At 71.9% G+C, this 13,273-nt stretch carries 16 protein-coding genes and 1 pseudogene; 12 read left to right on the plus strand and 5 right to left on the minus strand.

Annotated features, from left to right (window positions below):
- Nucleotides 1-156 precede the first annotated feature (156 nt).
- The 4 genes from AC0HI0_RS40015 to AC0HI0_RS40030 all read left to right on the plus strand — a co-directional run bounded on the left by AC0HI0_RS40015 (nucleotide 157) and on the right by AC0HI0_RS40030 (nucleotide 2,967).
- Nucleotides 157-1,044: an SDR family NAD(P)-dependent oxidoreductase gene (locus tag AC0HI0_RS40015; RefSeq protein WP_480928666.1), complete on the plus strand. Its 888-nt coding sequence runs from the start codon at nucleotides 157-159 to the stop codon at nucleotides 1,042-1,044.
- Nucleotides 1,045-1,134: 90 nt separating this feature from the next.
- Nucleotides 1,135-1,377, plus strand: coding sequence for an ATP-dependent Clp protease adaptor ClpS (locus AC0HI0_RS40020; RefSeq protein ID WP_480928667.1), 243 nt, complete (start codon nucleotides 1,135-1,137; stop codon nucleotides 1,375-1,377).
- Entirely contained in the window at nucleotides 1,377-1,910 is a 534-nt protein-coding gene (locus tag AC0HI0_RS40025) for a DUF2017 family protein (RefSeq protein ID WP_480928668.1), read from the plus strand. The genes AC0HI0_RS40020 and AC0HI0_RS40025 overlap by 1 nt, the downstream gene beginning before the upstream one ends.
- Nucleotides 1,911-1,995: 85 nt before the next feature.
- Nucleotides 1,996-2,967 (plus strand): hypothetical protein, encoded by a 972-nt coding sequence (locus tag AC0HI0_RS40030; RefSeq protein WP_480928669.1) that lies wholly within the window; start codon nucleotides 1,996-1,998, stop codon nucleotides 2,965-2,967.
- Nucleotides 2,968-3,077: 110 nt separating this feature from the next.
- On the opposite strand, the gene AC0HI0_RS40035 is transcribed toward AC0HI0_RS40030, so the two are convergent.
- Together AC0HI0_RS40035 and AC0HI0_RS40040 are read right to left on the minus strand one after the other, a co-directional pair.
- Complete coding sequence (locus tag AC0HI0_RS40035) at nucleotides 3,078-3,926, minus strand: chromosome partitioning protein ParB (RefSeq protein ID WP_480928670.1); 849 nt, start codon at nucleotides 3,924-3,926, stop codon at nucleotides 3,078-3,080.
- Nucleotides 3,926-4,606, minus strand: a complete 681-nt coding sequence (locus AC0HI0_RS40040; protein WP_480928671.1) for a metallophosphoesterase family protein — start codon at nucleotides 4,604-4,606, stop codon at nucleotides 3,926-3,928. The genes AC0HI0_RS40035 and AC0HI0_RS40040 overlap by 1 nt, the downstream gene beginning before the upstream one ends.
- A 108-nt stretch (nucleotides 4,607-4,714) precedes the next feature.
- Between AC0HI0_RS40040 and AC0HI0_RS40045 the strand changes: the two genes are divergently transcribed.
- On the plus strand, nucleotides 4,715-5,800 hold the full coding sequence (locus tag AC0HI0_RS40045; RefSeq protein WP_480928672.1) for a DUF2332 domain-containing protein: 1,086 nt from the start codon (nucleotides 4,715-4,717) through the stop codon (nucleotides 5,798-5,800).
- 19 nt (nucleotides 5,801-5,819) lie between these two features.
- Here the strand turns inward: AC0HI0_RS40045 and AC0HI0_RS40050 are convergent, their stop codons facing one another.
- Nucleotides 5,820-6,416: a hypothetical protein gene (locus AC0HI0_RS40050; RefSeq protein WP_480928673.1), complete on the minus strand. Its 597-nt coding sequence runs from the start codon at nucleotides 6,414-6,416 to the stop codon at nucleotides 5,820-5,822.
- Between the two features lie 181 nt (nucleotides 6,417-6,597).
- The gene (corA, locus tag AC0HI0_RS40055) at nucleotides 6,598-7,680 is read right to left on the minus strand and encodes a magnesium/cobalt transporter CorA (RefSeq protein WP_480928674.1); all 1,083 of its coding nucleotides are present in this window, start codon (nucleotides 7,678-7,680) and stop codon (nucleotides 6,598-6,600) included.
- 290 nt (nucleotides 7,681-7,970) lie between these two features.
- Here corA and AC0HI0_RS40060 point away from each other — a divergent pair.
- Nucleotides 7,971-8,483: pseudogene (locus AC0HI0_RS40060) on the plus strand (MaoC family dehydratase); the annotation flags it as partial.
- A gap of 82 nt (nucleotides 8,484-8,565) precedes the next feature.
- Nucleotides 8,566-9,645, plus strand: coding sequence for a DUF2332 domain-containing protein (locus tag AC0HI0_RS40065; RefSeq protein ID WP_480928675.1), 1,080 nt, complete (start codon nucleotides 8,566-8,568; stop codon nucleotides 9,643-9,645).
- A 188-nt stretch (nucleotides 9,646-9,833) separates the two neighbouring features.
- Here the strand turns inward: AC0HI0_RS40065 and AC0HI0_RS40070 are convergent, their stop codons facing one another.
- On the minus strand, nucleotides 9,834-10,247 hold the full coding sequence (locus AC0HI0_RS40070) for an NUDIX domain-containing protein (protein ID WP_480928676.1): 414 nt from the start codon (nucleotides 10,245-10,247) through the stop codon (nucleotides 9,834-9,836).
- A gap of 143 nt (nucleotides 10,248-10,390) precedes the next feature.
- On the opposite strand from AC0HI0_RS40070, the gene AC0HI0_RS40075 reads away from it, so the two are divergent.
- The 5 genes from AC0HI0_RS40075 (at nucleotide 10,391) to AC0HI0_RS40095 (ending at nucleotide 13,264) form a co-directional block, all read left to right on the plus strand.
- On the plus strand, nucleotides 10,391-10,549 hold the full coding sequence (locus tag AC0HI0_RS40075; protein WP_015098354.1) for a hypothetical protein: 159 nt from the start codon (nucleotides 10,391-10,393) through the stop codon (nucleotides 10,547-10,549).
- A gap of 43 nt (nucleotides 10,550-10,592) precedes the next feature.
- Nucleotides 10,593-11,153, plus strand: coding sequence for a PH domain-containing protein (locus tag AC0HI0_RS40080; protein WP_480928677.1), 561 nt, complete (start codon nucleotides 10,593-10,595; stop codon nucleotides 11,151-11,153).
- A gap of 14 nt (nucleotides 11,154-11,167) precedes the next feature.
- Nucleotides 11,168-12,025, plus strand: coding sequence for a PHP domain-containing protein (locus AC0HI0_RS40085; RefSeq protein ID WP_480928678.1), 858 nt, complete (start codon nucleotides 11,168-11,170; stop codon nucleotides 12,023-12,025).
- 76 nt (nucleotides 12,026-12,101) lie between these two features.
- Nucleotides 12,102-12,941 (plus strand): RecB family exonuclease, encoded by an 840-nt coding sequence (locus tag AC0HI0_RS40090; RefSeq protein WP_480928679.1) that lies wholly within the window; start codon nucleotides 12,102-12,104, stop codon nucleotides 12,939-12,941.
- 8 nt (nucleotides 12,942-12,949) lie between these two features.
- A complete protein-coding gene (locus AC0HI0_RS40095) occupies nucleotides 12,950-13,264 on the plus strand; it encodes a hypothetical protein (protein ID WP_480928680.1) in 315 nt (104 codons plus the stop codon).
- Nucleotides 13,265-13,273: the final 9 nt, after the last annotated feature.

Below are 13,273 nucleotides of genomic sequence, written 5' to 3' on the forward strand. Positions count from 1 at the left end.
ACGAACTCCATAGGCCATTCAGCGCAGCAAAGGCGCATCTCGCCGCTTTCATCCGGCATTCGCTCCGGTCCGTCCCCACGCTGGTCGAAGGCGGGGATAACCCCGACCAACGGCGTCGGGGCAGGGGAGACCGCCGAGCACAGAAGAGAGCGCGCGATGGGGATTCTTGACGGAAAAGCGGTCGTGATCACCGGTGCGGGGCGCGGGCTGGGTGAGGCCTACGCGATGCACGCGGCGCAGTCGGGGGCCGCGGTGGTGGTCAACGACGTCGACGCTGACCTGGCCGAACAGGTCGCGGAGCACATCCGGGGGTACGGCGGACAGGCGGTCGCCAGCACGCACACGGTGACCGATCCGACGGAGGCGGAGAAGATCGTCGGAATGTGCCTGACCGAGTTCGGCAGGCTGGACGGCCTGGTGAACAACGCCGGGCTGAACTACGAGACCTTGCCGTGGGAGGACGACCCCGATTCGGTGCGTCGCACGGTCGAGGTCAACCTGCTGGGTGTCATATACACCGGAATGGCCGCGATGCGCGCGATGCGCGAACAGGGCGGCGGTTCGATCGTGAACATTTCGTCCGGAGCGTTCTTCGGGCAGCGCAAACTGTCCACCTATGCGGCGACCAAGGGCGCGGTGGCGTCCCTGAGCACGTCGTGGGCGCTGGACCTGGAGGGCGAGGGGATCCGCGTCAACGCGGTGTGCCCGGTCGCCCACACCCGCATGGTCTGGAAGTCCGAACGGTCGCTGCGGGCGATCCCCGCCGACCGCACCCCCGGCAAGGTCGCGCCGCTGGTGCTGTTCCTGCTCAGCGACGCCGCCGAGGGCATCACCGGCCAGATCGTCCGGTGCAACGGCCGCCAGCTCCACCTCGTGGGGCACCCGTACTTCAAGCAACCGGTCCTGGAGAGCGACACCTGGGACACGACATCGGTGAAACGGGCCTTCGACGGGGTTCTCCAGGCACACCTGGAACCGTTCGGGCTGGAGAAGCGGATGCCGCCGCGCCTGCGTGAACTGGTGGAGCCGGGCCAGACGGCCTGACCGACCGGGAAGTGCCGCCCGGCCGGCACTTCCCACGTCCGGTGCCGACCGCCTGAGGGGTGCGGTCGGGACCTGACGCATACTGCGCCGATGTCATCCGAGAGACCCTGGGGCGTGCGCGTCCACGATGATGATGTGAACTCGATCCTCACCGTGGCGCACCTGATGCGGACCGTGTGCGGGTTGGACGCGGAGACGGCGAGGCGGGCCGTGCTGACCATCCACCGCCGCGGGCACGCGGACTTCGGCGGGTTCCCCGACGCGGCCGCCGCCGAGGAGTGGGTGGTCGAGTTGCAGCGCCGCGGCCTGCACGCGGTGGTGCGGGGAGCCTGATGGACGTCTCGGACATCCCGGTCGTCGACTACTTCGACGCGGTCCCGGTGGGCGACGGCGTGCTGGTGCGCATGTCGGACAACGCGGAGAAGGTCCTGGCGAACCGGATCGGCGGCCTCGTGCGGTTCCTCGCCGAAGGGGTGGTCGAGCCGCCGGACGGGAAGCGGCGACGGCTGGGCGGCACCTCGGCGGCCAAGGTGGAGCAGCGGATGTTCCCCGACGCCTACCGGCGCGGCGCGGAGTCCGACGACTTCCGCGACCGCAACCGCGCGCGGCTGCGCGACACCGGGCCCGCGTGCCGGGTGCTGGAGCGGTGCCTGGCCGGCTCGCCGTTCGTGCTGGACGCGGCCGGCGTGGACGACTGGGTGGCGACGCTCGGCCTGCTGCGGTTGCTGTACCACCCGCGCAAGGCCGGCCGGGGTCGGCCGGACGTGGGCGGGCTCTGGTACCAGTTCATGCTGGAGCACATCGTGCTGGCCGCCGACCCCGGGTTGGCCTCCGGTTGGGAAGAGGCGGCGCGGGCAGTCGGGTGAATTTCGGCTGGAGGGGCGGAAATGGCCCTCGATCACTCGGACAGGTGATTCTGGAAATGTCGTACCCCGGTGTCACCATCGAGTCATGCCCACGCGCAAACCGAGGGTCACCGATTGGCGGCTGGTAGTCCAGTCGCGGTTGGACCGCGTCCGGGCGGACCTGGCGACGCTGGGCCCGCCGGACCCGCTCGACCCGGAGAGCGGGCGGTGGCGGCTGGTCGCCGAGCAGGAGGCGGCCGTCGTGGAGGACATGATCACCCGCCACGAGTCGCGGTGGCGGACGGTGGCCTCGTGGTGGTCGGGGTGGCACATCGAGCGGGCGTGGCGGTCGCTGCACGAGGCGGAGATCGCGGCCGTCGCGGCCGGCAGCGGTTTCCTGGGGCGGTTACCGGGATTGCGCGCGCGGGTCGCGGAGAACCTCGACGAGGACGACCCCCGGCGGCTCGCGCTGGAGGAGTTGCGGCCCGGTGAGTTCCCGTTGGTGGTCGAGCGGGAATTGGTGGTCGACGCGTTGCGGGCGTCGTTCGACAAGTCCGATTTCGCGCACGTGGGGTCGCGTGCGCTGCGGAACAAGCTGATCGCCGCGTCGGTGGTGCTGTTCGGGGTGAACACGCTGCTGGGCGCGATCGGGTTGGTGAGCCCCGGGATGATCCCGATGTGCGTGGGGTCCGAGCGGTTGCCGACGGTGTGCCCGGCGGGCAGGGCGGCGGCCGGCGTCGACGTGTGGCTGATCCAGGTGCTGGGCGCGTTCGGGGCGATCCTGTCGGCGGTGGTGCTGCTGCTGCGCCGGCGGCCGAGCTTGTCGCCGTACGTGATGATCGGCTACCAGGCGACGATCAAGATCCTGCTCGGCTCGGCGCTGGCGGTGATCGGGATCCTGGCGCTGGGCGCGGGCGTGACCACCGGGCTGATCGGCGTGGCGTCCCAGGCGGCGCTGCTGCTGTGGGCCGTGATCCTGGGCTACTCGCAGCAGGTGGCGACCCGCCTGCTGGACAGCTACGCCGACCGGGTGATGGACCAGGCCCGTCCGCTGCCCAGGCTGGAGGGTCCGAGGTAGGCCCCGGCTCCCCGACGCCCGCGAGGCGTCGGATGGTTGCACCGCGGTGGGCGGCGTGCGGTGGATGGCGTGCGCTGTGCGGTGTGCGGCCGGGTGACCCGTTCGGGGTGTCAGGGGTGCGGGCGGGTCGAACGGATGGTGTCGATCACGTCCTGGTCCCAGCGGTGGGTGCGGATCAGGCGGTAGCGCTCCGCGGCCACCCACATGTACGCCTCGGTCTCCGTGCGGTCGCCGACCAGGTCGGCTTGCCGGAGCATCCCGACCACCGGGACGTACTCCTCCTCGTACCAGCGGGCGGCGACGGTCGGGCGGTCCAGGAACGCGCCCTCGTCCTGCATCAGGCGGAAGCCCCACGCCTCGACGTGCTCGCCCAGCTCGGCGTAGTCCCACGGGTCGGACAGCAGGACGGCGGCGCGGGCCTCGCCGGGCAGCGGCACGCGTTCCAGGAACAGCCGGCGGTAGTCCTTGACGATCAGGTCGCCCCGGTGGCGGATGCCGTGGGCCGCGATCCGGGTCACGACCTCGGTCACGTACGCGTCGATCACGGTCAGGCCGAGCGCGTGCGCGACCGACACCCGGTGGTGGCCGTCCTGGACGAAGTGCAGGTCGCCCACCCGGTACACCTCGATCGGCGGCACCGCCTCGCCCCGGCGCGCGGCCAGCGCCAGCCGCTGCCAGCGCTCCCGCACGCGCGCGGACGTCGGCCGGAACCGCCGGTCGAAGTCGCGGGTGCGGTCGACGCTGCCCACGATCGAGTCCAGCCGGATGGTCCGCAGGCCGAGCCGGCGCTCGCCGAGCATCCCCAGCGCCTCCACGACCTCGTGGAACGGCAGCATGATGTTGACGTCGTCGGGCTCGCGCCGCAGCCACGCGGCCAGGCGCGACATCACCTGGCCGCGCCGGGCGCGCAGGAAGTCGTTCTCCGCGTCGGCCGCGGGGAACCCGGTGTCGCGGCGCATCAGCCACCGTCCTCTCCGGCCGGACCGCGCACGGGCACGTCCAGCACCTGGTAGCCCACCACGTTGACCACCCTCGTGCCGGCCAGCAGCCGGTCGGGCCTGGGTGCGCCGTGCGGGTGGATGTGGCCGTGCAGCATCAGCGGCGGGTGCAGGCGGCGCACGGCGTCGTGCAGGCACGCGAAGCCCCGGTGCGGCGGGTCGGGCTCGTCGCCGCAGTCCAGCGGCGGCGAGTGGGTGAGCAGGACGTCGACCGACCGCCCGTCGCGCAGTTCGCGCCACGCCGCGAGCCGGGTCATCCGGCGCATCCGCCGCGCCTGCTGCCGCTCGGTCCACTGGTTGGGGCCGCCGTTGTAGCGGATCGAGCCGCCCAGCCCGGCGATCCGCAGCCCCGCCACGTCCACCACCCGCCCGTCCGCGTTGACCCCGCCCGCCGGGCCCGGCCAGCGGGACGGGATGCCGGCCTTCGTCCACAGGCCGCGCACGTTCGTGTAGCCGCCCAGGTCGGCGTCGTGGTTGCCCGGCACGAACACGCACGGGCGGTCCAGCGCCGAGGTCAGGAACTCCAGGTAGTCGAACGGCAGGTCGCCCGCGGCGACGACCAGGTCGACGTCGTGCCGCCGCACCTGGTCGGTCCACAGCTGCTCGACCACCTCGTCCGACACCGCGAGCACCTTCGGCATCCACCGAGCGTAAGGCCGGTGACGACGGGCGACACCTCGCAGGTGAAAGGGTGAAATGCGCGATCCGCCCGCTGCCGCACGGCGGGAATCGGACTAGCGTCGAGAGATGTGCTCGCCGAGATGTTCCTCGACGCGGCCGGCCGCTGTCGGGACCACAGTCCGCTCACGCACACCCTCCTGGTGTCGGCGGCGGAGGACTTGGCGCGCGGCGGGGTCACCGCCCGGGTGATGGCGGGCGCCGAGTGCGCGCGCCAGGGCACCGTTCCGGGGCTGAGGTTCGCGAGCGCCCTGCACCGGGTGGTGCTGGAGGGCCGCGCGCCCGCGCTGGCCAGGCACTACCCGACCACGGGCGGCGAACCGCGCCTGGACACCCTGTGGGACGACGCCGTGCCGGTGCTGCACGAGCACTTGGACGACCTGCGCGCGATGGTCGGCGCGACCGTCGTGCAGACCAACGAACCGGGCCGCAACGCCCCGCTGTTCGGCGGCCTCCAGACCGCCACGCACCTGATCGCGGACGTGGTCGGCCGGCGCACCACGTTCCCGGTGCGGCTGCTGGAGGTGGGCGCGTCCGGCGGCCTGAACCTGCGCCCGCACCGGATCGCCTACCGGGTGGGTGAGGAGGTGTTCGGCGACGTCGGCAGCCCGTTCGTGCTCGACACCCGGTGGACCGGGCGTCCCGAGGTGGACTTGTCGCACAACCTGCGCCTGGTCCGCCGCGCGGGCTGCGACCTGAACCCGGTCGACGTGTCCACCGAAGACGGCCGGCTGCACCTGTCGTCGTTCGTGTGGGCGGACCAGCGGCGGCGGTGGGACCAGCTCCAGGACGCGGTGGAACTCGCCCGGGTCGACCCGGTGCCGGTGCACCGGGCGACCGGGCCGGAGTGGCTGGCGGAGCAGTTGGCCCGGCCGGAGCGGGACGTGCTCACCGTCGTGTGGCACTCGGTGGTGTGGCAGTACGCGTCACCGGCCGACCGCGCCATGGGGCGGGCCATCCTCGCCGACGCGGCGGCCCGCGCGACCCCGATGGCCCCGCTGGCCCTGCTGGTGTTCGAACCGCGCCGGACCCACGAGCGCACCCGCTACGACTTCCAGCTGCTGCTCAAGCTGTGGCCGAGCGGGATCTCGCTGCGCCTGGGCACGGGCGCGGGCCACGGCACCCCGTTCGCCTGGCACACCCGACCCTGGACGTGAGCGCGCCGGGCACCCGGCGTCAGGAGGCGCGGGCCGGGCGCGGGGCGGCGGGCGGGACGTGCAGCCACGCGGGCTCGTCGACCTCCTTGCTCACCACGCGGACCGGGCGGTAGTCGGTGGGGCGGATGCCCCGGTAGCCGTGGCGCACCACCGCGCGGTGCACGGTGTCCGACACCACCACGACCAGGTCCGCCTCCGGGAACTGTTGCTGCGCTTGGTAGAGCGGTGCGCCGTCCACCAGGCGGCAGGCGGTGTTGAGGTCGGCGCCCACCCAGCCGTACGGGTCGCGCACGAGGTCGCCCGCGTGGACCGCCATCCGCAGCCGGATGCGTTCCGGCGCGGTGGCCAGACCCCGGCCCAGCAACGGCACCAGCGGGTCGAGCAGGTCCACTTTGGACACCGACGGCGGCACCAGCACGATCAGGCCGTCGCCGCGGTCCGCCACGGCGAGCCGCCACCTCGGCACGCCCGCGGCGCGGAAAGCCCGGCGCACCGCGGTGTGCAGCGCCGCCCGCGCACGCACCTGCGCGCGGTTGTCCCGTTCGCCGTAGCCGGCGATGTCGAACACCACCACCGACCGGTGCAGCGGGCGATGCGGGCCAGGTCCGGAGTTCATCAGTCCCCACCTCCGCACTGGAGGTGGGGCGCGGGGGAGTGATCTCCCCTAGTTGCCGGTGGCGATCAGCAGGGTCACGGTGGTCAGCCAGCCGATGAGGAAGGCGAGGATCCAGAACCGCAGGTTGGTGAGCACTCTGGTCATGGTCGGGACGTCCCGTCGGGTCGGGGTGGACTGGGGGTTACAGCCAGCGGTTCCGACGGAATATTCGGTACAGGGTCAGGCAGGCGACCAGGATTATGGTGATCACCATGGGGTAGCCGTAGCGCCAGTGCAGCTCCGGCATGAAGTCGAAGTTCATCCCGTAGACGCCGACGACCATGGTCGGCACCGAGATGATCGCCACCCACGACGAGATCTTGCGCATGTCCGAGTTCTGCTGGAGCGTGATCTTCGCGAGCGTCGCGTCCACCAGCGTGGTCAGCAGCTCGTCGAAGTTCATCACCCGCTCGGAGACCTCGGTCAGGTGGTCGTCGACGTCGCGGAAGTAGGACCGCACCTGCTCCGGGATCAACGGCGTGTAGCCCTCGGCCAGCCTGCGCAGCGGCACGGCCAGCGGCATCACCGCGCGCCGCAGCTCCAGCACCTCGCGCTTCATCAGGTAGATCTGGTCGGCGCTGATCCGGCTGCGCGGCGCGAACACCAGGGCTTCCATCTGGTCGATGTCGTCCTCGATGTGGTCGGTCACTTCGAGGTAGTTGTCCACGACGTGGTCGGCGATCGAGTACAGCACCGCGGCCGGGCCGACCCGCAGCTTCTCCGCGTCCGACTCCAGCTCGCGCCGCACCGCCGCGAGCCCCGAGTGGTTGCCGTGCCGCACCGTGACCACGAAGTCGCGGCCCAGGAAGACCATGATCTCGCCGCTCTCCACGATCTCGTTGGCCGTGTCCGGGGACGCGTTCTGCACGTACCGCACGGTCTTGAGCACCATGAACAGCGTGTTGTCGTACCGCTCCAGCTTGGGCCGCTGGTGCGCGTGCACCGCGTCCTCGACGGCCAGCTCGTGCAGCCCGAACGTCTCCGCGACGCCCTGGATCTGCTCCTCGTCCGGCTCGTGCAGGCCGATCCACACGAACCCGTCGCCGCGCCGGCGCACCTCGTCCACGGCGTCGGTGTGCGACCACCGGCCGGGCAGGCGCCGCCCGTCGACGTAGACGCCGCAGTCGACCACGTACGCCGACAGCGGCACCGGGATCGGGACCGAGGGGCGGTCGCGGTCGGGCACGCGGCCTCTCAGGCCGCCGAGCGAGGGCAAGCTGGGCACGGGTCCTCCAGACAGGGGGCGTCGACGAAAAAGCACAGATGACGACGGCACGTCCCCGACCGGACAGCGCTGGGCCTAGCTGTGGAAAGCCGACCCTCCGTGGAGGACGCGCGAGGTACTCGCAGGATGGGGGTCGTTACTCATCGGTAGCCCTCACCTCCTCGGGTCGGTCGTCCGCGGCGGTGGAGTCGCTCACAGACCAGTTGCCGAGGGTACTCCTCCCGCGTTCACACTGTCGTCCCGGTCGCGAGGGTGCTCGATCACAGACCCTCACCACGAGTCAACGGAGGCGTGCGGTGCAGTTCGGGCGTTACTACGAGGAGTTCGAGGTCGGCGCGGTCTACAAGCACTGGCCCGGGAAGACGGTCACCGAGTACGACGACCACCTGTTCTGCCTGCTGACGATGAACCACCACCCGCTGCACATGGACGCGCACTACGCGGCGGAGACCACGGACTTCGGCAAGAACGTCGTGGTGGGCAACTACATCTACTCGTTGCTGCTGGGCATGTCCGTGCCGGACGTGTCGGGCAAGGCCATCGCCAACCTGGAGGTGGAGTCCCTCAAGCACATCAAGCCCACCTTCCACGGCGACACCATCTACGGTGAGACCGAGGTGCTCGACAAGACCCCGTCGAAGTCGAAGGACGACCGGGGTGTCGTGCACGTCGAGACCCGCGGGTACAAGCAGGACGGCACGGTCGTCTGCGTGTTCCGCCGCAAGGTGATGGTGCCCAAGCGTTCGTACGGCGACAGCCGCGGCGGCGAGCAGCCGGGCAGGCCCCAGCCGCTGATCGGCTGACGACCGGCGCGGCCGGGGGAGGATGGCGGTCGGCCGGTCCGCACCGGCCGACGGCCCGACCCGACAAGCACGAAGGAGTGACGTGACTGCTCTGGATCTGGTGCGGCGGCGACTGTCCCGGTTCGCGGAACAGGAGACGCGGGGCGTTTCACCGCTCTACGAGCACCTGGCCGTGCACGCCGCCGACGATCCGGAGGTCGCCGGTCTGCTGACCGCCGCCCCGGAGCGGTTCGCGCACGCGACGCTGTTCCTGGCGGCGGCCCACCGGCTGGTGCAGGCCGAGCCGTTCCACAAGCTGTCGAACTACTACCCGTCGCTGGGCGGCACGTATGGCGCGGACGAGCACACCTGGCCGTTGTTCCGGGAGTTCGTGCTGGAGCGCGCCGACCGGATGCGGGCGCTGATCTCCACCCGGTCGACCCAGACCAACGAGGTCCGCCGGGCCGCCCTGCTGTACCCGGCGGTGGCGATGGTGAAGGGCCCGGTCGGGCTGCTGGAGGTCGGCTGTTCGGCCGGCCTGCTGCTGGGCCTGGACCAGTACGGCTACCGGTACCAGACCGAGCAGGCCGGGCAGCTGGTCGCCGGGCCGGCCAAGGCCGCGCTCGGGCTGCACTGCGCGCTGGAACTCGCGCCCGGCGCGGAGCTGCCCAGGATCCCCAAGGCGGTCAAGGTGGCGGCGAAGGTCGGGTTGGACCGCGCGCCCGCCGACCTGACCGACGAGGACACCTACGCGTGGCTGGAGGCGTGCGTCTGGGCCGACCAGCCCGAGCGGCTCCGGCTGTTCGGCGTGGCGGCGGGCGTGCAGCGCAAGTCGCCGCCCGCGTTCGTGACGGGCGACGCCGTGGCCGACCTCGCGGCGGCCGCCGCGCGGGTGCCCGCGGACCTGCCGCTCGTCGTGGTCACCAGCAGCGTGCTGGCGTACCTGCCGGGCGAGGACTTCGTGGGCGCGTTGCGGGCGCTGGAGCGGCCGGTGTGGTGGGTGAGCCACGAGGCGTACTCGGCGGCGCTGGAGCACGTGCTGCCCGGCCGCGAGGACCTCAAGCCGGACGGCACCGCGTTCGGCGTGCTCGGCCTGGTCCGGTTCGAGGGCGGCGAGGTGGTGTCGGCCAAGGCGTTGGCCAAGACCGCGCTGCACGGCCAGCGGCTGGTCTGGCTGCCCTGACCGCCGGGGCCGGCTCCGGACCGTGGCGCGACGGCGCTCGTTCCCCGGAGGGGTGATCCGAGCGCTCGACGGGGGCCGGGGGTGGCCGAAGTCGTCTCGCCGACCGGGTGGCGCCGCCGGCGCTCCGGCCGGCGGGCTCGGGGGGACCGATCACAGGGGCGGGACCTGCCACGATCGGGCGGAGTTGATCACGTTCGGGGGAGCCGGACCCGCCGCCGGCGGGGCTCGCGCGGCCCTTCGGTGCGGGGAAGTGTGTCCAAGATCGCAGGGACTGGGAACCGGCCCGTTGCGGCGTCGTCCCCCGGTCGGAGCACGCCCGATCGCACCTGGCAGGCGTAGTCGCGGGTGTCGCGGACGCTGTCTTCCGCCGGTCGGGTGACGTTCCCTAACAACTTGCCCACGGTCACGGAGAGTCCCGTCTTCACCCGATTTTCGCGGAGAACGGCCTCGACATCCCCCTCGCCGGGCACGACTCCTCCACCCGGTACCGACCACCGTCCCTCACCTGGGGGATTCGACCTCTGCACGAGTAGTAGCCGGCCGGTCGAGCCGGGGGCGACACCGCCGACCCGGCGGATCAAGCGGTCACGTTCGGCCGTCACGGTGACTCAACGTAGTCACCCCGGAACGGCGGTGCTGGTCGCTACCCCAGGTGCGGTACAAAACTCCCACGGTGCCGCGCTGTGCGGTACAACGGTTTTCACTGGCGCCACAAGGGTGCGGGTAGCGAACGGGGTTGATCACCGTGAATCTGAAGAAGATTCTCACTTTCGCCGGGGTCGGCTTGGTCCTGTTCTTCCTGATCGCGGAACCCCAGCAGGCGGCTCAGCTCGTCCAGAACGTGCTGAACACGCTGAAGGGAGCCGCTGAGGCGCTCATCACCTTCGTGAAACAATTGTTCTGAGTCGCCCGGCTCCTCTCCCACGGCGAAGGGTCAGGTCTGAGGCATGTTCGCACCACGAGACCCCGACGAGTACCTGCTCCCCACGGAGCGTCGGGTCATCCGGGTCCGCAGGCACTGGACGAGTCTGCTCTGGGATCTCCTGGAGGCGGCGGCGCTGCTGGCCGGCGCGATGATGATCTCCTACCTGCTGCCCGACAACGCCGGCGTGGTCCAGAACATCCTCTGGTACGCGGCGCTGTTCGTGCTGCTCAGGCTGGCCTACTTCGTCATGGAGTGGTGGGTGGAGCGGATCGTCGTCACCGACAAGAGGTTCATGATCTCGTCGGGGGTGTTCGAGACGAAGGTGGCCATGATGCCGATCAGCAAGGTCACCGACCTCACCTACGAGCGGACGGTCGTCGGCCGCATGTTCGGCTACGGCACGCTGGTCGTGGAGTCGGCGGGACAGATCCAGGCCCTCAACCGGATCGAGTTCCTGCCCAACCCCGAGGAGGTCTACGACGCCATCTCGGAGTTGACCTTCGGCGACAAGAAGGCGCAGGCCGAGAGGTTCTCGATGATCAAGGCGCAGCGGGCGGCGCGCGGGAAGAAGATGGTGCCGTAGGTCAGACTGGGTGGGTGCGCATCGACCTGCACACCCACTCGACCGAGTCCGACGGCACCGACACGCCCGCGGAACTGGTGGCCGCCGCGGCGGCCGCCGGTCTGTCCGCCGTCGCGCTGACCGACCACGACACCGCCGCCGGCTGGGCGGAGGCGGCGCAGGCGCTGCCCCCGGGCCTGCGCCTGGTCCGCGGTGCGGAGCTGTCCTGCGCGTCGGACGACGGTCGAGGCAGGGTCATCACCGTCCACCTGCTCGCCTACCTCTACGACCCCACCTCGCCGGCGCTGGTCGAGGAGCAGCTGCGGCTGCGCTCCGAACGACGGCACCGGCTGCGCCGGATGGCGGTGCGGATGGTCGAGGACGGCTTCCCCATCGACCCGGACGAGCTGATGGCGGCCATGCCCGCCGACGCGCCCGCCGGCCGGCCGCACCTGGCCATGGCGCTGATCCGGGCCGGTGTGGTGAGCAGCGTGGACGAGGCGTTCGCCCGCTACCTGACCGGCGGGCGGTACTACGTGCCGCGCACCGACACGCCGGTCGCGCGGGCCATCGGGATGATCACCGACGCGGGCGGGGTCACCGTGCTCGCGCACCCGTTCGCCTCCTCGCGCGGCCCGATCGTGTCCGACGGGGTGGTGGCCGACCTGGCGGAGCTGGGCCTGGCGGGCGTCGAGGTGGACCACCCCGACCACGACCCGGCGACCCGCGCCCGGCTGCGCGGGCTGGCGGGCGAGCTGGGACTGCTCACCACGGGGTCGTCGGACTACCACGGGACCAACAAAACCGTGCGGCTCGGCGCCGAGACCACATCGCCCGACGTGGTGGACGCGATCGCCGACCGGGCGACCGGGTGCAAGGTGCTGGTCGGTTAGGCCGACCGCGTGAACGGCCCGTGGGCCGTGCGCGGGCAGTGCCGGGACTGTCGGTCCACCTCGGTAGTTTGGTCCGGTGCAGGAACAGCTGGGGTTCGATTTCGGCGCGATGCCGAAGAAGCTCGTGCGGGTCACCCCGTCCAAGCTCGCCACGTGGGCGGACTGCCCGCGGCGGTTCCGCATGGCCTACGTCGACCGGCCCGCCCCGCCGCGCGGCGGGGCCTGGGCGCACAACACGCTCGGCGCGGTCGTGCACAACGCCCTGAAGGCGCTGTTCGACCTGCCGGCCGAGCGCCGCACCCCGGAGCAGGCGGTGGCCCAGCTGCACCGCCAGTGGAAGAACGAGGGCTTCCGGGACGCCGAGCAGGCCGCCGTGTACCGGGGCCGCGCCGAGGGCTGGGTGCGCGACTACGTGGCCGAGCTGGACACCTCCGTCGAGCCGCTGGGCATCGAGCGCTGGGTCTCCACGCCCACCGCGCGGATCGTCGCGGAGGGCCGGGTCGACCGGATCGACCTGCGCGACGGCGAGCTGGTCATCGTCGACTACAAGACCGGGCGGCACGCGCTGACCGTGGACGACGCGCGCGGCTCCCAGGCGCTCGCCCTCTACGCCCTGGCCGCCCGGCGCACCCTGCGCAAGCCGTGCCGGCGGGTGGAGCTGCACCACCTGCCCACCGGGGCGGTCGCGGTGTGGGAGCACACCGAGGAGAGCCTCGCCCGGCACGTGTCGCGGGCCGAGGAGTCGGCCGACGAGATCGGCCTGGCCGCCGACACCCTCGCCGCCGGCGGCGACCCGGAGATCCTGTACCCGCCCCGCACCGGGAACCAGTGCACCTGGTGCGACTTCCGCCGGAGCTGCCCGGAGGGGCAGCAGGCGGCGCCGACACTCGACCCGTGGGCTCTGCTCGCGCCGTAGGGAGATCCGTGACCAAGGTGGAGACCGGCTCGCGCGCGCCCGAGCCGCGCGTGCTGCGGACGTGGCGCGGGGTGAGCGGCAGCGTGGCCGTGGGCCTGGTGCTGCTGGCGCTGGCGCTGATCGGCGTGCAGGTCTACGCGGGCCTGCACGACGACCTGCCCGGCCCGGGCGTCGGCGTCGTGCTGGGGCACGTGGTGGCCGCCGTGGTGGCCGTGGTGGCGCAGGTCGTCGCCGACCGCCGCACGGGCTGGGTCGCCGCTCTGTGCGGCCTGGTGGTGCTCGTGGCCGGTGCGACGACGTTATGGGTCTTCTGGTGGGCGTGAGCCGGCCGT

The sequence above is a fragment of the Saccharothrix sp. NBAS 001 genome (genome assembly GCF_056640475.1).

Coding starts and splice junctions, on each gene's coding strand:
- AC0HI0_RS40080 (WP_480928677.1), top strand. CDS start 10,593: ATGTTCGCACCACGAGACCCCGACGAGTACCTGCTCCCCACGGAGCGT.
- AC0HI0_RS40035 (WP_480928670.1), bottom strand. CDS start 3,926: ATGCGCCGCGACACCGGGTTCCCCGCGGCCGACGCGGAGAACGACTTC.
- AC0HI0_RS40050 (WP_480928673.1), bottom strand. CDS start 6,416: ATGAACTCCGGACCTGGCCCGCATCGCCCGCTGCACCGGTCGGTGGTG.
- AC0HI0_RS40015 (WP_480928666.1), top strand. CDS start 157: ATGGGGATTCTTGACGGAAAAGCGGTCGTGATCACCGGTGCGGGGCGC.
- AC0HI0_RS40025 (WP_480928668.1), top strand. CDS start 1,377: ATGGACGTCTCGGACATCCCGGTCGTCGACTACTTCGACGCGGTCCCG.
- AC0HI0_RS40040 (WP_480928671.1), bottom strand. CDS start 4,606: ATGCCGAAGGTGCTCGCGGTGTCGGACGAGGTGGTCGAGCAGCTGTGG.
- AC0HI0_RS40020 (WP_480928667.1), top strand. CDS start 1,135: ATGTCATCCGAGAGACCCTGGGGCGTGCGCGTCCACGATGATGATGTG.
- AC0HI0_RS40030 (WP_480928669.1), top strand. CDS start 1,996: ATGCCCACGCGCAAACCGAGGGTCACCGATTGGCGGCTGGTAGTCCAG.